Source organism: Yaniella soli (genome assembly GCF_054782375.1).
Genome location: NZ_BAAGSP010000032.1, coordinates 13,205 through 32,985 on the forward strand (window position 1 = coordinate 13,205; position 19,781 = coordinate 32,985).

Genomic DNA, 19,781 nt, shown 5'->3' on the forward strand with positions numbered 1-19,781 from the left:
GGGGGATTCCTACGCACCTAGGCCCTGGTGAGGGTGAGGTGTTCGGTGGGTTGCTGCTTCGTTGGGGCTGCCACACCGGGGTGTGGTCTGATGTTCCCTCCACAGCCGTTTGTGATCTCCGCCAGTCCAGCGGCGATCATAATGTTTCGTGCAGCATTGATGTCCCGGTCGTGCAGGGCATGACAGCAGGGGCAGGCCCATTGTCGGATGTGCAGTGGTTTCTTGCCGTCTTGACATCCACAGGCGCTGCATAGCTGGCTTGATGGGTGCCAGCGGTCAATAGTGATGAGCGTTCTGCCAGCTTCGGTGGCTTTGTCGTGCAGGAGCTGCATGAGTTGCCCCCATCCGACATCGGTGATGTGTTTGGCGAGTTTTCGGTTTTTGACCATGCCGGTGATGTTCAGGTCTTCGACGGCTAGTGCTTGGGTTTCGTCTACCAGCTGGCGTGCGACCTTGTGATGATAATCTTTCCGGGCGTTAGCGACCGTGCGGTGTTGGCGTGCGACCTTCTTTCGAGCTGTGGTGCGGTTGGTGGAGCCTTTCTGCTTGCGGGACAGGGACCGTTGCAACTGGGCTAGTTTGCGCTGAGCACGTTGCAGGTGACGTGGGTTGGCAACCTTTCGTGCCTCCCCGGTGTCGGTGGCGATAATGGCGAGATCGGTGATGCCCAGATCAATGCCGGCAGCTTGGTGCTTAGGCTTGGGTGCAGATCGCGGTTCGACTTCCACTACAAAACTGGCCTCATAGAACCCATCGGCATACTGGGTGACCGTCACCGAGGATGGTTCGGCTGGCAGGGGGCGTGACATGCGGATGCTGATGTGACCGATCTTTGCCACATAGAGCTTGCCATTTTTCTGGTGCGTCTGATGGTGCAGACGAAAGCCATGTCTGGTCAAGCGAATGCGTTGACGGTGCTGGCGTCGAGACTTGAATCTGGGTGGACGAACCTTTGGCCCTTTACGCCGGCCTGTGGCCGAGTTGAAGAAGTTTCGGAACCCCTGTTGGGCATCTCGAACTGATTGTTGCAAGATCACCGATGACACCTGAGCCAAGTATGGTCGAGCGCCATCAGCTCGCTTGGCCACAGTCGTGACAAGTTTCTCAGTATCACCAAATGGCACCTGTTGATGCAGGCCAGCCGCATACAATCGGTTGCGCTCAGCAACGAAATCATTGAACACCACTCGGGCACACCCAAATGACCGCGCCAACAACTGCTGCTGGTCTGCGGTCGGATACAGCCGATAGGTATAACGCTTCTTCATCACCATGACAGTGTCCGGCACACCTCACCAGGCCAGACCACCGGCACGCCCCGGCTCTGACCCCACGGATGAATCCGGGGGCTTGCCGCCGGAAGATCGGTCAGTCACGGTATTGAACTGGTGGGAAAGTGTTGAAACAACCGCATATAGCAGTCCGGCGAACATCATGAGCCACCCGAAAATTCTGAACATCTTGCCCAACAATATTCGCTCGTTATCGCCGTCTTCCAGGTGAGGTCGTATGCCAAAACGTTCATACACGACTATGATGATTCACACTGCTACCAGGCCAAGCCCCGGCCATGAATCCATGAACATTCCCTGAATCATCTCTAACATTGCAAGTCCCTTCATACGCATCGTGGTGGCGGTGAATAAATGTTCTGGAGGTCTGGAATAGCCTTCGATGACTTCCCACGCTGCTCTGTGTTGTAGTCCCGTCGGCATGGCTTACCAAGGGACTGAATCCGTCCGATGACTGCACTTGCTTTACAGTCACCGGACGGAAGATTATCTATGCCGGTAGAGCTTCCAACACCTGGGCTTTGGTTGGCCGACTGAAGAATGAATGCGTGACATCTGTGGCAGGTTTAACCGTTGCATCAAACTGCAATTTGTCACCATTCTGCACATCCAGTCCTTTGGGAACGCTGCCCCAGGTCGTGTATCCGGCATCGTCTCGAACCAGCATCTTGGTGACCGTGCCGTATCTGGATGTTTCTTCACGCATCGACTGCACGGTGCCGGTAACGGTGGTGCGGCCTGATGGTGCTGGTGTAGCGACCGGCTTTGTGTCTTCGCGTTGCCAGTGCTGCTGTAGTGTTTCGATTTGGCGGACGGTGAGGTGGCCGCTCTGCTGCAACTGGAAGAATAGGGACTGGGTGAAGCTGCGATCTTCGGCAATGCGTTGCAGATAGGTGTCGCCAACTTCATGCTCTAGCCGCGCCACTACCTCTGGGTTGCGCCAGGTAAAGAATTCGATGCGCTTATGTAGCGGCTGGTAAAGCTCTTGTCGGGTCAGGATTCGTGGGTCGCTGTAGTCAACGTTGTCCCATGTGGACCAAATTTGTGGATGGAATGGTGAGTCACCGATGTTGGATTTTGCCTGGCTACGTGCATCACCGTCGAAGATTCCGGCGTTCTCGGATCGTCCACCGGCCAAGATGAGATACCAGATCGGTGCGCGCTCATTCTGTGCGGCGTATCGTGCTTCAATTGAGTCGATATAGGCATCGACATCGGCCAAGGATGGGCGGTCTGTTACTGCGGTCTGCGGCGTATCAGCTGTGAGGGTCATACTTTGTCAGTGTCCGGCATGACCCCCACAGCTGATGCCTGTGTCAGTGTTGAAAGTTGATGGCTTTCAAAATTCGTGGCATATCAAGCACCGTGTCGCCATGCGGATTGACCTTGGTGTACTCGGTCAAGTTCTGCCAGATACCGCTATCAGCCAGCTTGTGCTGCGTTTCCTGCATGGTCTGTGGCAGCGTTTCGGCGGTCCCCCGCAGCACTCCGGTGAGCGGTCCACGGATCGCTTTGGCCGCCGAGTAGTAGTCGGACTTGATCTTGGTCATCCGACCTGCTGCATCCAGTAGCACAGCGCCCTCGAAAACGATTTCGTGCTGATAGTAGTCAATCGCTGTAGCTAACTGCCCTCGGGTTGTGACCACAGTGGACGGCACACGGCGGATGTTGAGTATGGCTTGGACAGCTTGCTCTAACTCTGGTCGGAAGGTGAAGTCGATGGCGTTGTTGATGACATCAAGGAAAATGAGGTCTTCGCCGATAATGTCCACCAAATGGGGGTCGTTTTCAAGTACGACTTCAAAGGTGACCGAGACGTTAGTGCGGGATAGCAGGCCGGTGAACTTCTGACGCTTTTCAGCATCAAACCGACGCTCAAACAGCTGCTGTCCGGCTTTGGAAAATGGCGTTGGACCACCCTTGGTGTAGTACACCAATTCACCATCTACAGCTGCGACGATGAGCAGGAAGCCATTTGCCTTTTCGCTGATGCGCACCGGCAGCTCGAAGTGCTGGATCACGTCATCCTTGGTGTAGCCGTGCTGCTCCCCCAGGTTGAAGAACTTTTCATAGCCCCGAGCAATGACGGTGTCATCACGTAGAAACAGTCCGCGTGCCGCTGTGGTTTCGGGGTTCCACTGGCCTTTTTGGAACGTTTCTCGGGTGAAGTTGTAAGCGGTGATCCTATTGCCGATGTCTTTGGCTCGGATACCCTCATCGGACGCTAGGCGTGCCGACAATGGGACGGCAGACATATCGGGCACAACGACTGGACGTTCAAATGGTGGGCCGTCGTACTGGTAGCCGGCGGTTTGGCCGCATTCGCCAATGACAGCAACTGATAACTTTCCGCCAGTCTCGACACCCGATTCCAGGTTCCACACGTTGGGTACAGCATCCATCGGCTGGGGACCATCGGAGCGTGAGCCGTTGCGGTGGCCATGAAATTGCACGACATCGTCGCTTGCCAGCAGATTGGCGTCGTGACCGTATTCGGTCTGGCGATTCCAAGTATGCGTCCGCGATGCTGCACCATAAATGAAGTAATAGTCGGGGATGTTTGAAACATCGTAGATGATCTTGCCACCGGCGGTTACGCTATATGGCACCTTATCGACCTGCACCCCGCCGTGGGATGCGAAGAAGATTTGCTGAGCTTTGGTGAAGCCAATGAACGGCACGAAATGATTCAAGAATGCCAGCTGTTCAGCAGCCATATGTCCTCCGGCCAACAGTTGATCGCGAGTGGCACGCGAGTCACGGTAGCTGCCCTTTGAAGCGGTGTTGGTCAGCACACGGCGAAGGTTGAGCTCGTGGTTTCCCTCGATCAAGAAGACGTTGTCCTGCTCGACACGCGGAGCCAACAGTTCAAAGACACCCAGGGCATCCGGGCCGCGGTCGAATAGGTCCCCAAGGAAAATCCACGCAATGCGCGGGTCATCGAGGTCACCATGGTCGGCAATAGCTTCTTTGAGTGTGTCTGCACACGAGTGGATGTCTCCAAAAACGACAACTTTGTCGAAAAGGTTAAAATCTCGCTCGGCGACGGTACCGAGTTTTCGTAGCTGCAACTCAGATTCGATTTTATGAACGCCCAGTGCAACGCCCGATTCGCGAGACTGTTGCGCCTTTTTCACAACGATGTCTTCGGCGACCCGTTGATCGCCACGTAGGTCGTTGCGTGCCAGCAGCTCGTCGTCAGTCAGTTCGCTCTGGACATCGTAGAGGGCAACATCGTAGTTGTACTTATGCCCCATATCGCGCCACACCTTTTGGTCGGCGACCGTGACGTTCGTGGCATCAATAACCACCAGGGCACCAAGTTTCAGACGGTTCTCCACCGCGTCATGGGTGGCTTGAACAACCTGTCGTTCGATGCGTTGGCCAAGTACCAGCGATGCGTTATCGTCTCCGGCGACGGGTGCGGTCACCGCAAACAGTTCACGGAACATGTCATAGCCAAGGGTGTATGGACTCAGGTTCAGGTTCTCAATCAGGCTGGTCTTGCCGGAGCCTGGTGCACCTTTGAGGAGGATCATTTTCTTCATGTGTCATCAGTGTCCGGCGGGGTGTCGCCCTATCAATCTGCATGTGTCAACAATGGCTCTTCAAGCATCTCATCTTTACCCCTGGCTGCTTTGATGACTTTGGCCAACGTAATGATGAAACCGAACAGTAGGAGGATGGAAAGGATAATAACCAGGCTGTAGTAGATCAGCATTGGTGTGTTGTCTGAGAAGCTTCCATCGGTGGTCATCTCGGCGAGAGGGATAAGAGAAAAATGGATAATCAAACCCATCAATGCCACGGCAACAGCTAGGGAGGCAGTGTCAATGATGCCATGGCGGACAGTCCTCTGACGAGGCGATTCGATGTCCAGGATTTGTTGATCTTTTGTCATGCTTCGACAGTGTCCGGCGAAAATATAATCTCCGGATGCCTAAATTGCACCAAGTACACGGAACCTCCCGTCTTGGATGACCATCGATTATGATTGAGATGCTTACAACTCACCCTTGAAAGAAGATGCTTTATGCCGACTCGATCCGACATACTTCCCGACCAAGCCAATGCCGCGATGGACGATATTCAGCAGGAGATGGCACAAGCTGACCGTGATTATGAAGAAGCAGTTTTTCAGGCAGAAGAACTGGAGCGGAAGATGAACGAACTGCCAGATGACGCAGATCAGAGCGCTCTCGATGACCTCTCGCGGCAACATCAAGAGGCCGAGCAGAAGATCACGGAGACCCGAATGGACTCAGATTCAGTATCTCAGCATCTCGGCCAAGTTCAGTATTTCTGGTTTGAAGAGCAGGTTGATGACGATGGGGAAGACTCTTCGGGTGATCTCTGATTTGCTCAGATCGCCCTAGATTCTGGCATCATCGCGACGCTCCCAGATTGAAGGAACGAAGGACACCAATCCCACTGCCAACGCCCAGATGCCGTAGGTCGTCCAGGTGCGAACCGTCTCATCGGCGATCTGTGGGAGAACATGAAGGTGGCCCACCCACAGAAGTAGGGCAACGAGAATGGTTGCACCGAGCTCATTCCCTGGTGGCGTGAACTGAACGAAGTGGCTAATGCAGAGCACGGTGACGAGGCAATGCCGGTGTAATCCTCGAATCGCAATCCGTACTTTCAATGTTGGTAAAAAACCGCGGATTATCTCTGTCCGCGGTCTTTTTGCTATGCATGGGGGGTTTACCATTGTTGCGGCTGGAAGTTATCGCTTCCCCATACTGTATTTTCCAAGAAATCCCACGAACATGAACAGGGTTGGCACTATGACTGTGGCGCCTAGGATCACCACAGTGAGAAAAAGATTCAGCAGGGCATCACTAAAGAGCGTCCAAACTAGGATGATGCCGAGGATTCCCGCACCGATGATGGATAGGTACACTTTCATGATGTTGCCCCCTGGTTTACTGTGCATAATCGTTGCCCAATGAGTCTATCTATTTCTGCCGTGATCGCGGAGCGTCTCGGGGACGTTACGGTCCGCCACCCGGCACCTGGCCGCTGAGTCTGTCGATCTGCCATTGACTCATCCCCAAAGGGTGCACACCCTGGTGGACGACAGAGCCGTCGTCACGCTTGACCGGTGCGCGCGATGCCGGGTCGATCAACGGCATCTCGCAGCCGGAAAGTTCGCCCATCGCCTCGGCGAAGATTTCGATTGGCCCCAAGGCACTGTCTGGGATGACCTCGGATGCGTACCGTGAAATCCAAGTCCAGGCTTCCAGTGCTTTCAGATAGCTCTGGGACTTCCGTTGTTCTGGTGTCAGGTCTGACATGGTTTACTCTCCAACGTTGAATTGGCCAAGCTTATATTGAAAGGGCATGACAACTAGCTTGTCGAACTGTCGCGCAACGCGGCGTAGACGTTTCGCATTGACGCACAGCAGACCTTTTGGAATGTGGTCCGGAAGATTGTAAAGGTATGCTCCCAGATCGTCGGTGAAGATATGAGTTTGTGAGGGTAGGCGGTTGTCGTAGCTGTTGACCGCATATTGGGCTTGTAAGATGCCGAGCTCTCTGGCGTTCTGATTGACGAAATCGAAGCACAGAACGTGCAACGTGGCGGTCTGGTATCCGATGGTGTCCTGGTTGGCATTGGGTGCTCGGTGGACCATGATCGTTTTGACCAGATTGTCTAAGAACGTGCCGGCGTTTTGGTCGCCAAAACCGTCAAAGCTCAGCTCCCATTCGTCGGCGAGATTGGTCTGCTGTTCTTGCTCATGCTCTGCCATGGTGATGCTCCTACTGTGGGATCGAATTGTTGATCTACCTTCACCGTGTCCGGCGGTTCAGGCATCAAGTGAGGCCGGGAGATCAATGGCGGTCAGCAAGGCTGCGATGGTTCTGCGTCCGGCGTGCGCTGCAAACTTGTTGTGGAAGCCCAGCCAACCGCATGTGCATGTAGTACGCCTATTGGAGCGGTGCGCGACAGTATGCTGATTGTGGGATCGGTGAACTACCTCGGCATACTCATCGCTTTGGTGTAAAGCGCGACTGACCTTGTACCAGATATCGGCTGGCAGTCCGTCGATGTTCTCGGAGTGCAGTGGGGTTTCAGGGTCACCGGCAACCGCTGCCTCGTAGGATTCGGCCTCGGCGTTAATGATGTCGATCATAGGGTTCGTCATGGTTTCACCGTGTCCGGCGGTTAGCTCGACGAGCTGTTCAGATGGTTTTTCACCGCAAGATACCAGCGCCGGACCGTCCCGGCATCAATCTCCAGCCATTGACCAATTTCGTTGTAACTGTAATCTCGTTCGACACATATGCGGATGAATTCAACGGTGAGCGTTCTGGCATCTTCAGACAGTGCTCGGATGTCGTGCGCGACGGCCCTCATTCGACCTTTAGCGGTGCCTGTAGTCAGACCATCGATGTCTGCGCTTGCCGAGTTCAGAGTGTCAGCGACATCGAGTGTGCGTCTGACAGCGTCACTCCAGGTCGATGATGAGACGTTTTCCGCCCAGATGTCGGTGGTCGATCTTCTTGATTGTTTGGTCATTTCTTCCAACCCTCGATGCTCCGGTACACAACTTCTAATCCCACCCGGTACGCCGCCCCAATCCCCTGCCGCATACCGCCACTGATCCCCAGGTCTTGATACACCACGCTGTAATCGGCACGTTGCATCCAGGCGAACTCCGCTGCGATCCCCTGGGCGCGCTCTTCCGGCACGTCGTCGTCCAATACGCCGGGTTGGGTGTAGAGCAGATGGCTTGCAAAGGGTGCCTCACCGCGGCTCAGTGCGTCTGCCAGGGCTGCCCGAGCGTATTCTTTATGACGTTGCTGCAAGGCTGCCGTAGGTGCAGCAAACGGCGATTCGACAATGACTAACTTAGACATAGGATCGCTCCATGATTTGCACTTCACCGTCACCGGCGATGCGGTAGGCCGGGAAATGGACATCAGCTACAACTGCGATGCGCCGGAAAATAGTTGCCTCGTTCAGCGTCCGTCCGATCAGTGGTTCACCTTCAAAACTATGTCGAAATGCCAGACCCTGGGCGACCTCGACACAGTGCGCCCCGTCATTGGTAGTGATGTCGCCGCGGTGTGCAGCATAGAAGTCTTTGGCTAGTGCGATGACTCTGCGGCGGTTGGAGTCCGTCATATACGGCTCAGTCCAGTCACCATCCGCGTTGCTCATGCCGTTGTTCCAGCTAGCATCGGCGAGGCTATCGAGCAGCGAGCCAATGTACTGTCTAGCAAACTCTTGCTGCTGCCCAATATCAAGCTCACCGGTGGCGGTCAGCTCGGTGGCATCGTGCGTTTGCAACAGCGTTTCAATTTCTCTGCGGAGTCGTGCAGAATCGTTGACAACATGCAGGCCATTGCCGACATCAAGGCGTTCGATGATTTGAGCATACGACACTGATGTGTGCACCAGAATAATCTGGCGATACCCGATCTTCGTGCCAGAAAATGTCTCGGATAACGCACCGGGCACGTGACGTTGGACCACGGCGTCGATCAAATGCAGCCGGGTGTCCCGATAGGCGCAGACATCGGAGATCGACCAATCAAAGTCGGCCACTGGCAGCGCGTTGAAGAAGTCAGCAGAGGCTTGGACATCCAGGGCGTATCGTCCTTCGACCCGCATGATCGCCACGGCATCGAGTCGGTCGCTGAGTCGTGCTGCTACCTCGCCGGGCAACTTGTCTAAGGGTATTTCGTGACGCTGGCCCTCATCCAGTTCAATGGCCTCGGTTGGCAATATGCCATCTTTGACCGGGGTTGGCATGATGTGGAATGGATCGTGGAAATATCCTTTGATCCCTTCGCCGGCGAGAAAATCTGAATAGCGCATGGATTACATCTCTTCCAGGAGTTCGTGCATTTGCTGGGTCAACTCGTCACGACTTTGACTACCTGGGTCTTTGGTGAGGTCTAGGGTGACAGTGGTGCCGTCGTAAGCGGTTCCGGCAGAGATGACTGACTCCAACGACGGTTTGAGGGTTTCGATGATCCGCTGACACCGAAAGTCGCGATCTATCCTGTTGTCGGTACTGCTAAATACTCGAACGATGTACCGTCCATCTTCGGTTGGCTCTAGCAGCACCGTGTTGATCTCTCCAAGTTCTCGAAGCTGCTGGTATAGATCGTGCATGGACAGCAGGTTCTCGACCCGCTGTAATGCGAGGAGTTTGGCGCGTATGTGTTCGATACCTTGACGGACAGTTCGACGTTTGCAGGATATTTCGTCGTAGCGTCGAAGGTCGAGCTGATGTTGGAGAAAAGCTAAGAAGCCCAGCTGGTCAAACGAACTGGAGCCAAACACTTTGCTGTACTTATCGCCGGTGTTCGCATCGTCGTACTCGACGGTCAGCGTCAGCGCAGACATCATCAGATCGGGCACATATTTGATAGTCGTAGTGACATCATTGCGTGGTAAGCCGCCAACCCTGCCAAAGTTGATCTCATGCAGACAACCGCCGGTGATTTCGCTGGTCAGCTCCCTACTGGTGATGCGATCATTCGGCCAATCGGATACCCCGATGATGCGATTGATGAATGTGTCGGCACTGTCTTGGCTGATCGGCTCGGACAGTGGTGAGATGCTGGTAAGAAACGTGGACATTGCGGATGGTGCTCCTGGTGCGTTGATTGCTTCACCTCCACTGTGTCCGGCGCCGTCGGGCAATTACACTGGGTCATTGGCAACCGAACCAGGTTCAACATCTTCTTGATGGCGCAGCTGGATTGGGTCACGTCGTGGGCCATCGGCAACCAGATGGTGTCCTTTATCGAATTTGCCCCAGAATTCGTCATCCCAGAACTCTTTACCTTGGCCAGCTAGGCCTTGTTCAGACATGAACGTTTCGGAGATCGAGCCGGTGTCCGTGATGTTTCGTGCCAGGTCTTCAGCTTTTGATCGAGCATTTTTCACATTGGACGCAGTCATGACCTGCTTGTGGCGGCTTTCGGCTTCCGTTTCAGAATGGACACCATAAGAGTGCACGATCTGCCACGGCTGGTCAGCATCATCGTTTGGCAGCACGATCATTGCCGAGCGGAGTTCGTCTGCGTTGGATTCTCCGGCGCCGTAATGGGAATCCTGACGGTGGGCGTAAATGCTGTCTGCCTGCTCCAAGGTGTCCCTGTCAAAGGCATCGTGCAGAGATTCGTCGCCGTCCAACAAGTGACTCTTGGCGATCTCGCCGGGTTCGGCACCAATCATTGATTCGGAGTCGATGCGTGATAAGACGTGTTTGCTTTCGCTTCGTGCAACTTCGTCCAGTGCTAGAGATCGAGTTTCGGCAACGTTGTCGTAGGCACGAGCTTTCGTTCTTTGGCGGTTGTTGCTCAGAGCTGTTTCGACAACTTGGTCAGCTGGCACTTCGCGCACTTTGATCGGGTTGTTTTCGCTGATGGTTGGGTCGAGGTCTTCGATGACCATATAGCCGAGGTTTTGTCGTGCCTCGTTCTCGGTCAGGCTGACGCGCAAGATATCTTGATCAGTGCCTTCAAAGCGAACCGTGCTGGAGCCATTTTCAACATTGTGGTGCGCTTCAAACGTCTTACGACCGGCCATGTCATTGAGCTCACCGACCAAGGTATCGACCCGAGCTGCATAATCTTTGTCGTAGTTGCCAAAACCTGTGGTCAGATCAACATCTGCCTCGGAATGAGACTTGGTGGTGTACTTGCCATCATTGGTGCGGTTGGACTGCTGGGCGTTCTGGGCGGAGGTCATAGGTTTCGTCATGAGACGTGAGTGTCCGGGGCTGGTGGCTCATTCGAGCTGACACTTGTGGGGACACCAGTGTTCAGGACAAGAAATATCCGCCACCGCATCGGTCAACATGCAGCAGCGGATAGTCAAGCATCAGCAGACGACTAGGGCTTACCCTTTGCGATGCGCAGTTCCTCTCGGGCAGCCGCCATGCGTTCCCCTAAATCCCGGAGGGCCTGTTTGGTCAGCTGGACTTTGCCCTCTCGACCATTGCCATCTGAAGACAGTTCGGTGTGGCCGGTGTTCAGCGAGAAGTTCGGGAGCTCGTTTTCAATGGAGCGTTCCATTCGCTTGGTCAGCACCTCGGATTCCAGGTCGTGCGCCCCCTCGGCCAGCCCGTCATCGTAATCTAAGTGTTCGGTGGTCATGCCGATGGTGGCGTTGATGCCATTGACTTGTCCGTAGGCGTTGAGATCACCTTCGTTGTTGGCATAGAATTCTGCGGCAAACGCTTCGACTTGTCGATCCGTGCCCTCGGCATACCAGAGCTCCAGTGGCTCACCATCATCGTCGGTGAAGCCTTCGTCATCGGACTGCTCTTGGAGTCGGTTGATGAGATTCTTGGAAAATTCTTGGGAGAATTCCCGTTGATCTCGTGCATCGGTCTGCTCGGGGTTCGGAAGCTTTTTGGCGTCGTGAGCTTCTAATTGTTCGCGGATGGTGTCGTCCAAATCGGGGTCTTCGGTGAAGTCCAGTGCCCTGGTGTTATCTCGCAGCGCGGCGATGGCATCAGCTTCCGAGTGCGCCCCGCCGTCGAGCCGGTGGGTGAACTCGTAGTAATCGCCAGTGCTGTACATGGAGTCGCCGTCGTCGTAGCCGTACCAATCGGCCACTGCCGCATCGATCACACCTCGTCGCTCGGCTAGGTAGCGGTCTATCTCTTCGCCATCATCACCGTACTGGTCGTAGCCTTCTGGCATGGCTTCGTGGAAGTCGCGATATGCTGCACCGGTGACGAAGTAGTCGTCGCCTTTGCGTTGAATCATGGCGGATGCCAGCGCGCTCTGGGGGTCCGGGTCGTCATCGAGGTAGTCGTCATCGATTGTTGCTGAGATGGCGTGCAGATCAATTTCGTGCACCTCACCGTCTTCCAGCTCGATGACCGGATCGGTGGACTCTTGAAGTTGAGTCAGGTCAAAGTCGGCTTCGGAATGTGATTTGGTGGTGTATTTGCCATCATGTGTGCGGTTGTTCTGCTGGGCTGATTGGGCGGAAGTCAGTGGTGTTGTCATGGACAGCTAGTGTCCGGGGCTGGCCTTGTCCTTGAGATTAGTACACCTACGAGGTCGCTGATTTAGTCTCGGTTATGCGTTCGATTTCTTTTTCTTGCCGCAATGCTTCAATCAGCTTATTTTTTCGGCCAACTTTCCATCTGTGTATAGAAAACAAGCCAAACCCGACAAGCAAGACCAAAGACGTGTACCGCCATAAAACGTGAACGTAGTCAAGGATTGTTCTGAAATCCTCTGAAAATATCAGCCCTACGACGATAAATACGGAAGAGGCAATTGTGATGACGGACCAGACATCGTCACTGTCGAAGTGCATTCGCATAGCAAGTCGAGCGTCTTTGGATTGGTCATCGACTATCACCTGCCACCGGTCACGCTCATAACCTTTCGGCAGATTCGCTAAAATTTGCGAGTATTGGGTGAGTCTTCGCTGATGCCGGATTCTTGAATTTAACCAACCCAAGATGGAGAGCCAAATAGGGGCAGTCAATATAGGGATGACTAGGCTAGAAATCTCGAATAGATTCATTCTCACGATCCTAATGTGGGGACACCACTGTGACGCTTAGATCACAGCGACACCACTCCCCCGGCCTAGTCGGCGATGAATCCTGCCTTAGCACCCTTGTCTGGGTTCCACCGTTTCAGTGAGTTAACCGCCGATCTGTGTATCGAGCTAGCGGTCGCCCCAGTGCCGACACGTGTGGCAGTCGGGAATGATGCGATGACATGTGCTCGTTCACAGTCTTCTTCGTACCATCCGGAGCGCTTGCGCAGCGGTGCCGGGATGAGCTTATTGGCCCCTTGGGAGACTTTGAAACCGCCGTGGGAGTCGGTGGAGACAAATGCTATATGTGGTGAACCGGTAGGGTCCGCATCCTGGACTGTGCCCCATGGCGAGCGGGTATCGCGCAGTGAATGTGTGCTGAACTCGAAGTTGTCTCCGAGGTCTTCTAAAGCTTGTTCACGTTCGGTCTTTTCCCAGCCACAGTCAATGTCACCGATGTGGTCGCGCCGCATAGAGCCAGCACGCCACGAGTAGCCACCGAACCCTTGGTCGTGCTCCTCAAGCCTCTTATATGCGGGGTCTTGTGGATCGGTGTCCTGTGCGTTGCCGACAGCCCAGGGTCGCACTGTGCCGTCTCCGGTGTCAATTTGGGCGATGAGGTCGTGGCGTTCGCGGTCGTAATCGACTGATTTTACGGCGTACCCGCGGTCGGAGGAGTCGAAAATGTTTTGGAGCTCTTCTTGGATGTTGTGCAGCGCCTGGTCGTCCTTTTGCCGCTTCTCTTCATCGGCGTCGTAAAGGTCATTGTGATGGTCGCGGTAGGACTGCACCTCTTCTTCGGTGGCCACATCCCAATCTTGGTACTCCCCCACGGTGAAGGGGTAATTCTGCGGGTCTTCTAAGATGACCGGCGGTTCGTCGTCGTCTCGTGTTTCGAGGCGTACCAGCGGTCTATTGGCTGCAATGGCCTGCCGGAGCGCATCGGTGAGACCGACATCGGACAGGCTCACCTCTGCTTCGGAGTGTGATTTGGTGGCGTATTTGCCATCACCGGTGCGGTTGTTCTGCTGGGCTGATTGGGCTGAAGTCAGTGGTGTCGTCATGGATAGCTAGTGTCCGGGGCGCCGGCCTTTCAGCGTTCGATGCTGACAGCCTGTTGCAGTACGCCTTGCAACGCTTCGGCCAGGAAAGTGACCGACGACAGTTGCTGCGGTGTCTCAGATAGGTCGAATTCTCGGTGACCAGTGAAGCGTCCGTCAACATGAGTCGTAACGTGAATGAACAAATTCTTCGGTGACGATTCATCACCGCTATTGGCCGGGTGACGGTGGGCCAGTGTGATAATCACCCAGGAGCGGTCGTTGGACCGGTCGGTGCAGGTCAGAGCATAGGTGCGCTCACTGCGTCGTGTTTTGGCCACTGTTGATGTGACATCGAAGTGTTGCGTTGACCGTACTGTGTCAGCGATGTGTCGGACGTAGCGCTTTACCGTAGCGGGACGGGAGTGCGACGAAACGGGGTCGGTATCCAGCAAGTTCGACAGCGTCTGCATCTGATCATAGTGGCTCATGAACTTACTGTGTCCGGCGCCGACGAAAGTGCACTACAGGAGATCGGAGAGGTCCCTATCTTCAAGAAATTCCGCGCAACTTCTATGCTCACCCCGGCGTTGCTCCGCGTCAATGAGCAGCCTGCTTCCGACATAGCTGCCGACAGCCAACAGAATGCAGCTCAGCACCCCAGTCGTGATGGAAGCCCACATGTTAAAGGTCGGGTCAGATGTACCGCCATGCAGTCGCACAGCGTTCCACAAGGCGATTGCTGCGAAAGCCACCCCATTGAGCATCAAAACAGGAGCGATGATCGAGCGGCGCTTCCACTGTTTGAACTCAACGTCGATCTTGTCCTGACTTTTGTTCGAGAATTGCTTTGAATGCACGATGTACCTTCGTTGGTCGAGTTCGTCTTTCACCAGCCAGGAGTCCGGCACGACGCTAGGCGTTTACCATCGCATCTTCTACTACTTTCTCCTGCACCTCGACCTCAGTTTCGTAGGCTGATTGCATGGGACCAGCAATATCTCCCCACCCATATCCGCCGGCGAGATTGTCCAAATATGCGCGCTTATCGCCTGGCAAGTCGCTGTCTTCGCTGCGTGCACCGATAGTGCGCTTGATGGTCCCCTGGGTTTGGGCCTCCCAACCCGAGCCGTTGAACGAGTCGATGAGCACCATATTTGGGTCATTGAACGATAGGCTCTTCTCGTCGTTGCCTGGCACTGCATCGGTATATGGGCCGGACCAGATTACGTCTAACGAGACGCCCTCGTGCCAATATTCGGGGCCGTTATTGACCAGGTCTTCGATGGCATCGCGGTTGATTTCGGTACTGGGGTCTAAGCCGAGCTCTTTGAATTTGGCCTCCAGCACTTCTACTTGAGCATCGCCGTCATGGTAGGCCTCTTCGTTGTGGTCCGTGAGGTTTTCACCCTCGAAGACCTCCATGCGCATCAGCTGTGATGGGGTGTTGTCCCGCACGCTTTTGTATGGGGAGATGGTGTTGGGTGAGTCTGCAATGGCACCTCGGAGTTCATCGAACAGCTCCTCGTTGCGTGCCTCATCCGGTTCTAACCCAAGCCTCTCTACGGCATAAGCCGCCTCCTGGTCATAGGCATCATTCTCCCACTCCCAATGCGCTTCCTGCTCACGCACCCGGTCGATTTCCGACCAGTCTCCGGAGAGCTCAGCAGCAATGAAGTCTTCAGAAAACTCGTCATTGTAGTGCACGTGCATGATTTCGTGCTGGCGGACGGACTCTACTTCGTATTCGGCAAAGGCTGGTCCCCAATCGTTCCCCTGGGAGTCGAAGCGTGGCTCGGGAGCCTCGACTCCAAGGCTCACGTCGGCTTCGGAATGTGACTTGGCGGTGTATTTGCCATCGTTTGTGCGGTTGCTCTGCTGTGCTGCCTGGGCGGAAGTCAGTGGTTTCGTCATGCACTGATAGTGTCCGGTGGGCAGTATTCCAGGGGACACCAATCTCAGTGTGTGAAACATATTCTTGCAGGCACAAAATAGTCCGGTCACAGGCGATACTGCAACCGGACTATTGGAGTTGATGAGCCTATTTGGCCAAGGTGACCGTGCCGTCTTGAGTGATGTGAAACGTCTCGCCTATCGTCATCTTCGGAAGATGCTCCACCATATTGCGTTCAAGTCGCACAGAGATGACATGCTCATCCAGCTCATAACTCTTCGGCTCAGGCAGATCAAAGGAGCGAAGATCAGCCAAGTTCGACTGATCACCTTTGGCAACGGCAAATGCGAATCCGGCCAAGGAATACTCAGTGGCAGTCTGCCAGGCCGTGATGTCACCCTCGAAGCGCCGGTAAAAGTAGATGGCAACATCCTCGATGCGGTCACGTGCTGCGGGATCGACCTCGATGCGCACCGACTCGTTGATCGTTGCGTTGCGGCGGATCGTGTCTTCAAACTCTTGTAGATACAGTCCGAGGAACTGATTGGCAAATACCATCTGGGAGATCGCATCGATATCGTCGGAGTTTGGAATGCTGAGCTGGTCGAAAGCACGAAGATCGTCCATCACGTGCTCGTCCAGGTGGGTGTCACCGGCTAAATATCCGGGATCAACTTCAAGTAGCGCCAGGATGGCATTGGCTTCGGTCGGGGCGGCATTGATTTCGATGGTGAACTCGTACCGTTTCGACCACTGATCGTACTCATATGGCCCTACAGTACGAACCGTGGTCTTGTCGCCATGCCACTCTCGGACTGCACCTTCGATGACGTGGTCGCGCTGATCCAGGTAGCTCTGAACATCTTCTGCGTCGTGGTATTTATCAGCCAGGTACTCGGATGGCACCGCCGGGTGGAAGTTGTGGTGGGTGATGGCGTGGGCGTAGTGCTTGCCGTCGAACGTCGAGATATAGGCCGACGACACGTCTTCGCCTAGTGGTCGGGGCGAAATGGCGGTGTAATCGGACTGGTCACTGGGGTGCTGCGGAGTGTTCGTCATACTTCTACCGTGTCCGGCCTATTCGTCGCCGTTGCGGAATGGGTTGTCGGCTCGTAGCTCGTCACCTCATGGCGACTTCACACAGTGCTGATCGGTGAGCGCTTCGACGGCACACGCAAATCCGCTATGCTGCCTCCAGTGTTTTCACCGTCTTGAAAGCCAGGCGCCAGCAGGTGAGGGAGAAAGCAAAGAGACCGATGAGCAATGCCACACCAAATATGGCAACGGCTGGGTTCACCCACCATTGAACTAAGTCATAGCTTGGCGTACAGGGGTAGCTAATTGGGAAAAACTCACCGGATGGACCAGAGGCGTCAGAGCGATGGTATTCAGGGTCGTATCCATGGCCTGAGACAATGCATTGACTCCTCATATCGACCTTTGTCCGAGTATGCCCCCAGAAAAATACGATGACAAGCGCGTATGAAGAAACAAGCGTGATGAGACTCCACAGCAAAGTCCCTTCTGTTGCGAAGAATCGCACCAATCGAGACTTTGGTGTGCCCGTTTCATTACTCACGACTCTATGAGGGTTCTTTCTTTGAGGACAGTGGCAAAGCCACTGATAAAACTGCTGAGTTCATCATATGGCAACAAGTGTGGCGGGACAACGCCAAAAATAAAATATGCTCTTGCAGCGACATGCACCAGGTCAGATGAAGTGACCAGCATGTGATATGCTGCATCTTCGGCGACCGCCTCTGTGCCAAATCTTCCTGCAAAAAAATCTATGAACCGCTGTCTGGAACCTCCCTGGCTCGAATAGTATCTGGCGAAAGCATTGGCGATATTATTCCCCGATTTGATGTGTTGTGTCAGATTGTATGCGTCAGCATCTTCGATGAGATCAGAGTAACCAAAAGTTGAAACAACACCAGGGACTGCAAGATTGTCTATCGCGAACTGATGTCCCGAACTATATTCGCTGCTTCGATCTCTCCATTCACGATAAAACGTCATTAAGTCACCTCCCCAACCCGTCAAGTCACCCGCGTTGGTGGTCTGAGGATTCCCCGGAGTGTCATTACGGTACGCTCCGTTGCAACTGGCCATAAGGTGCTCAGTGCCCACAGCGAATCCCGTGACTGGGTCTGTGAATTCCTCTACTATGTTGAAACCTTGATCCTGAGCATAGTTGACAAATTCCTGATTTACAGGGCCTAGCAATGCTTGCCAATGAAGTCCATCATAGCTTTCACTCCGTACAAACTGCATCACAAGTTCGTTGGGGTCGCCTTGACCATAGTCCTGGGCGCATTGATAAAGGTCACTGATATACTGAATAAAATCTTCGGCAACTTGGGTAGGGCTGTTAACCGACGATTGTCCGGGGTCCCCGTCATCTTCCCGCCATGCGTTGTTATCGAGGTCGAAGGGTTCATCGATATCTGTTACTCGCCATTCTTTGATTTGGTTGAAAGACCAGTTAGCAGGCAGAGGGAATCCGAGGTTGCCGGAAAACCCCCAGGACATACTGGATACAAAGGAGTAGCGTGCGTGACACTGTTCGGTCACATTGATGCAGACGTTTCTTGAACCGTAAACCCCATGCACGTAGCGACCGCCACGCCCTAAAAGGCCAGCCCTTACTCCGTTGAAGTAAGGAATGATGGCTGACTCGATTGCCTGCTGTGTGGCATCGTAGTCAACTGCAAAATAGATAACCGTACCCCGGTTGAATCCAAAGGATGCTGCTAAATCGTGGGCTTCGGTAGCGTGACTGTAACCAGCGGAATACGTGAAATCTTCATAGAGCCGAGCATTTTCTTGGAAAATTGGCATGACCCGAAGTCCGGCATCGAAAATAACATCGAGCTCACCGGGTTTGATATCTTTGTCCAGTGTTGAGCCAACCGGGTCGTTGAGATATCTGCCGACAGCTTTGTAACCGTTATTAGCCAACCACGCAGCACGAGTGGGTGTTATTTCAAACCTAGTGTCACATCCTGTTACAGGGCGATCTGGGTCACCCATCGAGACAAGGAGCTGTGCCCATGTTTGATAGTCTCCCCTACCGTTGACCTCCAACTGACTAAATCCTTGAAAGACTCTTACAAACTCAGATAGCTGAGAGTCAAAAGTTGAGCGCTGATTCGAGCGTGTACCTTCTGGTGGAACTGGTTCGTTAAATACGCACGCTGCGGAAAACAGCTCGACGAGAACGCCGCTATCTCCTATGTTCAGCGTGTTAGCTCTTAGCCCAGCTTGGGTCCCAGCGGAGCGTGTCAAATCAAATGAGACGTGTCATGCGTTTTCTAGTTGGCTAGTTTGGGTTCGTTTGGCGGGATCGTTGATGGTGGCTTTCTCAGGCAATTTTGGTGGGTTGGGTCGGCGGTTGAAACGTTCGGGGTGCGCGGCGTAGGCCGCATCCAGCACGGCTTGGCGCTGGTCGCGGACCTCGTGGGCAGTGCCATAATGCACGCTGGCTGGGGTGTGTAATCCGATGCCGCTGTGGCGGTGTTCATGGTTATACCAGTCGGTGAATTGTGCCATCCAGGCCCGGGCTTCACCGATGCTGGCGAAGCGTTCGGGGTAGTCAGGCGTGTATTTCATGGTTTTGAATTGCGACTCGCTGAAAGGGTTGTCATTGCTGGTTCGAGGACGGTTATGTGACCTGGTGACGTCCAGATCCACCAGCAGCGAAGCCAACGGTTTAGAGGTCATGGCTGCCCCGCCATCAGCGTGAAGATATTCGGGTGCGGTGCCTTGTTCGGTGATGGCCTCGGCGACCAGGTCTGCGGCTAGGGTGCCGTCTTCGATGGTTTCGATGCGCCAGGCGACCACGCAGCGGGAGAAAATATCTAACACTACATAGGCGTGATACCAGATTCCTTTGGTGGGTCCGCGCATTTTTGTGATATCCCATGACCACACGATATTTGGTGCTTCTGCCACCAGTTCGGGAATCTTGCGTGGCGGATGAGTGGCTTGGCGCCGACGTTCTCCGCTTTGCCCTGCCG

At 54.4% G+C, this 19,781-nt stretch carries 23 protein-coding genes; 1 reads left to right on the top strand and 22 read right to left on the bottom strand.

Annotated elements, in window-relative coordinates; genetic code table 11:
• Positions 1–17: 17 nt before the first annotated feature.
• The 5 genes from ACYVJT_RS13285 to ACYVJT_RS13305 all read right to left on the bottom strand — a co-directional run bounded on the left by ACYVJT_RS13285 (position 18) and on the right by ACYVJT_RS13305 (position 5,193).
• Positions 18–1,268: an RNA-guided endonuclease InsQ/TnpB family protein gene (locus tag ACYVJT_RS13285; RefSeq protein WP_343958417.1), complete on the bottom strand. Its 1,251-nt coding sequence runs from the start codon at positions 1,266–1,268 to the stop codon at positions 18–20.
• A 24-nt stretch (positions 1,269–1,292) separates the two neighbouring features.
• Positions 1,293–1,529, bottom strand: coding sequence for a hypothetical protein (locus ACYVJT_RS13290; RefSeq protein ID WP_343958419.1), 237 nt, complete (start codon positions 1,527–1,529; stop codon positions 1,293–1,295).
• Positions 1,530–1,782: 253 nt separating this feature from the next.
• Positions 1,783–2,565, bottom strand: coding sequence for a hypothetical protein (locus tag ACYVJT_RS13295; RefSeq protein ID WP_343958421.1), 783 nt, complete (start codon positions 2,563–2,565; stop codon positions 1,783–1,785).
• A gap of 43 nt (positions 2,566–2,608) precedes the next feature.
• Positions 2,609–4,840 (bottom strand): RNA ligase, encoded by a 2,232-nt coding sequence (locus ACYVJT_RS13300; protein ID WP_343958423.1) that lies wholly within the window; start codon positions 4,838–4,840, stop codon positions 2,609–2,611.
• Positions 4,841–4,872: 32 nt separating this feature from the next.
• Positions 4,873–5,193: a hypothetical protein gene (locus tag ACYVJT_RS13305; RefSeq protein ID WP_343958425.1), complete on the bottom strand. Its 321-nt coding sequence runs from the start codon at positions 5,191–5,193 to the stop codon at positions 4,873–4,875.
• A gap of 132 nt (positions 5,194–5,325) precedes the next feature.
• Between ACYVJT_RS13305 and ACYVJT_RS13310 the strand changes: the two genes are divergently transcribed.
• Positions 5,326–5,649, top strand: coding sequence for a hypothetical protein (locus tag ACYVJT_RS13310; RefSeq protein ID WP_343958427.1), 324 nt, complete (start codon positions 5,326–5,328; stop codon positions 5,647–5,649).
• A 15-nt stretch (positions 5,650–5,664) separates the two neighbouring features.
• Here ACYVJT_RS13310 and ACYVJT_RS13315 read toward each other — a convergent pair whose 3' ends face one another.
• The 17 genes from ACYVJT_RS13315 to ACYVJT_RS13395 form a co-directional block, all read right to left on the bottom strand.
• Positions 5,665–5,805, bottom strand: coding sequence for a hypothetical protein (locus tag ACYVJT_RS13315; protein ID WP_343958429.1), 141 nt, complete (start codon positions 5,803–5,805; stop codon positions 5,665–5,667).
• Between the two features lie 484 nt (positions 5,806–6,289).
• On the bottom strand, positions 6,290–6,592 hold the full coding sequence (locus ACYVJT_RS13320; protein WP_343958431.1) for a hypothetical protein: 303 nt from the start codon (positions 6,590–6,592) through the stop codon (positions 6,290–6,292).
• Between the two features lie 3 nt (positions 6,593–6,595).
• Positions 6,596–7,048 carry a hypothetical protein gene (locus ACYVJT_RS13325; RefSeq protein WP_343958433.1) on the bottom strand — a complete coding sequence of 151 codons (453 nt, stop codon included), beginning with the start codon at positions 7,046–7,048 and terminating at the stop codon, positions 6,596–6,598.
• 57 nt (positions 7,049–7,105) lie between these two features.
• The gene (locus ACYVJT_RS13330; RefSeq protein WP_343958435.1) at positions 7,106–7,444 is read right to left on the bottom strand and encodes a hypothetical protein; all 339 of its coding nucleotides are present in this window, start codon (positions 7,442–7,444) and stop codon (positions 7,106–7,108) included.
• Between the two features lie 20 nt (positions 7,445–7,464).
• Complete coding sequence (locus ACYVJT_RS13335) at positions 7,465–7,818, bottom strand: hypothetical protein (RefSeq protein ID WP_343958437.1); 354 nt, start codon at positions 7,816–7,818, stop codon at positions 7,465–7,467.
• Positions 7,815–8,159, bottom strand: a complete 345-nt coding sequence (locus ACYVJT_RS13340; RefSeq protein ID WP_343958439.1) for a DUF7768 domain-containing protein — start codon at positions 8,157–8,159, stop codon at positions 7,815–7,817. The genes ACYVJT_RS13335 and ACYVJT_RS13340 overlap by 4 nt, the downstream gene beginning before the upstream one ends.
• Positions 8,152–9,123 carry a hypothetical protein gene (locus ACYVJT_RS13345; RefSeq protein WP_343958441.1) on the bottom strand — a complete coding sequence of 324 codons (972 nt, stop codon included), beginning with the start codon at positions 9,121–9,123 and terminating at the stop codon, positions 8,152–8,154. Before ACYVJT_RS13345 ends, ACYVJT_RS13340 begins: the two co-directional genes overlap by 8 nt.
• A 3-nt stretch (positions 9,124–9,126) precedes the next feature.
• On the bottom strand, positions 9,127–9,894 hold the full coding sequence (locus ACYVJT_RS13350; RefSeq protein WP_343958443.1) for a hypothetical protein: 768 nt from the start codon (positions 9,892–9,894) through the stop codon (positions 9,127–9,129).
• A 63-nt stretch (positions 9,895–9,957) separates the two neighbouring features.
• Positions 9,958–11,022: a hypothetical protein gene (locus ACYVJT_RS13355; RefSeq protein WP_343958445.1), complete on the bottom strand. Its 1,065-nt coding sequence runs from the start codon at positions 11,020–11,022 to the stop codon at positions 9,958–9,960.
• A 131-nt stretch (positions 11,023–11,153) separates the two neighbouring features.
• Positions 11,154–12,281: a hypothetical protein gene (locus ACYVJT_RS13360; RefSeq protein ID WP_343958447.1), complete on the bottom strand. Its 1,128-nt coding sequence runs from the start codon at positions 12,279–12,281 to the stop codon at positions 11,154–11,156.
• 594 nt (positions 12,282–12,875) lie between these two features.
• On the bottom strand, positions 12,876–13,892 hold the full coding sequence (locus tag ACYVJT_RS13365) for a DUF7007 domain-containing protein (protein ID WP_343958449.1): 1,017 nt from the start codon (positions 13,890–13,892) through the stop codon (positions 12,876–12,878).
• Positions 13,893–13,921: 29 nt separating this feature from the next.
• Entirely contained in the window at positions 13,922–14,359 is a 438-nt protein-coding gene (locus ACYVJT_RS13370) for a hypothetical protein (RefSeq protein ID WP_343958451.1), read from the bottom strand.
• A 33-nt stretch (positions 14,360–14,392) separates the two neighbouring features.
• The gene (locus tag ACYVJT_RS13375) at positions 14,393–14,761 is read right to left on the bottom strand and encodes a hypothetical protein (protein WP_343958453.1); all 369 of its coding nucleotides are present in this window, start codon (positions 14,759–14,761) and stop codon (positions 14,393–14,395) included.
• A 22-nt stretch (positions 14,762–14,783) separates the two neighbouring features.
• Positions 14,784–15,782 (bottom strand): hypothetical protein, encoded by a 999-nt coding sequence (locus ACYVJT_RS13380; RefSeq protein WP_343958455.1) that lies wholly within the window; start codon positions 15,780–15,782, stop codon positions 14,784–14,786.
• Between the two features lie 127 nt (positions 15,783–15,909).
• The gene (locus ACYVJT_RS13385; RefSeq protein WP_343958457.1) at positions 15,910–16,821 is read right to left on the bottom strand and encodes a hypothetical protein; all 912 of its coding nucleotides are present in this window, start codon (positions 16,819–16,821) and stop codon (positions 15,910–15,912) included.
• 516 nt (positions 16,822–17,337) lie between these two features.
• Entirely contained in the window at positions 17,338–19,050 is a 1,713-nt protein-coding gene (locus ACYVJT_RS13390; protein ID WP_499418469.1) for a glycoside hydrolase domain-containing protein, read from the bottom strand.
• 15 nt (positions 19,051–19,065) lie between these two features.
• The coding region (locus tag ACYVJT_RS13395; RefSeq protein ID WP_499418470.1) for a transposase at positions 19,066–19,781 on the bottom strand (716 nt) is incomplete at its 5' end.

Bases quoted from the DNA above. Each gene is read 5' to 3' on its own strand.
- ACYVJT_RS13360 (WP_343958447.1), bottom strand. From the start codon at position 12,281: ATGACAACACCACTGACTTCCGCCCAATCAGCCCAGCAGAACAACCGC.
- ACYVJT_RS13300 (WP_343958423.1), bottom strand. From the start codon at position 4,840: ATGAAGAAAATGATCCTCCTCAAAGGTGCACCAGGCTCCGGCAAGACC.
- ACYVJT_RS13285 (WP_343958417.1), bottom strand. From the start codon at position 1,268: ATGAAGAAGCGTTATACCTATCGGCTGTATCCGACCGCAGACCAGCAG.
- ACYVJT_RS13340 (WP_343958439.1), bottom strand. From the start codon at position 8,159: ATGTCTAAGTTAGTCATTGTCGAATCGCCGTTTGCTGCACCTACGGCA.
- ACYVJT_RS13380 (WP_343958455.1), bottom strand. From the start codon at position 15,782: ATGACGAAACCACTGACTTCCGCCCAGGCAGCACAGCAGAGCAACCGC.
- ACYVJT_RS13370 (WP_343958451.1), bottom strand. From the start codon at position 14,359: ATGAGCCACTATGATCAGATGCAGACGCTGTCGAACTTGCTGGATACC.
- ACYVJT_RS13330 (WP_343958435.1), bottom strand. From the start codon at position 7,444: ATGACGAACCCTATGATCGACATCATTAACGCCGAGGCCGAATCCTAC.
- ACYVJT_RS13385 (WP_343958457.1), bottom strand. From the start codon at position 16,821: ATGACGAACACTCCGCAGCACCCCAGTGACCAGTCCGATTACACCGCC.
- ACYVJT_RS13295 (WP_343958421.1), bottom strand. From the start codon at position 2,565: ATGACCCTCACAGCTGATACGCCGCAGACCGCAGTAACAGACCGCCCA.
- ACYVJT_RS13310 (WP_343958427.1), top strand. From the start codon at position 5,326: ATGCCGACTCGATCCGACATACTTCCCGACCAAGCCAATGCCGCGATG.
- ACYVJT_RS13345 (WP_343958441.1), bottom strand. From the start codon at position 9,123: ATGCGCTATTCAGATTTTCTCGCCGGCGAAGGGATCAAAGGATATTTC.
- ACYVJT_RS13350 (WP_343958443.1), bottom strand. From the start codon at position 9,894: ATGTCCACGTTTCTTACCAGCATCTCACCACTGTCCGAGCCGATCAGC.
- ACYVJT_RS13355 (WP_343958445.1), bottom strand. From the start codon at position 11,022: ATGACGAAACCTATGACCTCCGCCCAGAACGCCCAGCAGTCCAACCGC.
- ACYVJT_RS13335 (WP_343958437.1), bottom strand. From the start codon at position 7,818: ATGACCAAACAATCAAGAAGATCGACCACCGACATCTGGGCGGAAAAC.
- ACYVJT_RS13305 (WP_343958425.1), bottom strand. From the start codon at position 5,193: ATGACAAAAGATCAACAAATCCTGGACATCGAATCGCCTCGTCAGAGG.
- ACYVJT_RS13325 (WP_343958433.1), bottom strand. From the start codon at position 7,048: ATGGCAGAGCATGAGCAAGAACAGCAGACCAATCTCGCCGACGAATGG.
- ACYVJT_RS13365 (WP_343958449.1), bottom strand. From the start codon at position 13,892: ATGACGACACCACTGACTTCAGCCCAATCAGCCCAGCAGAACAACCGC.
- ACYVJT_RS13320 (WP_343958431.1), bottom strand. From the start codon at position 6,592: ATGTCAGACCTGACACCAGAACAACGGAAGTCCCAGAGCTATCTGAAA.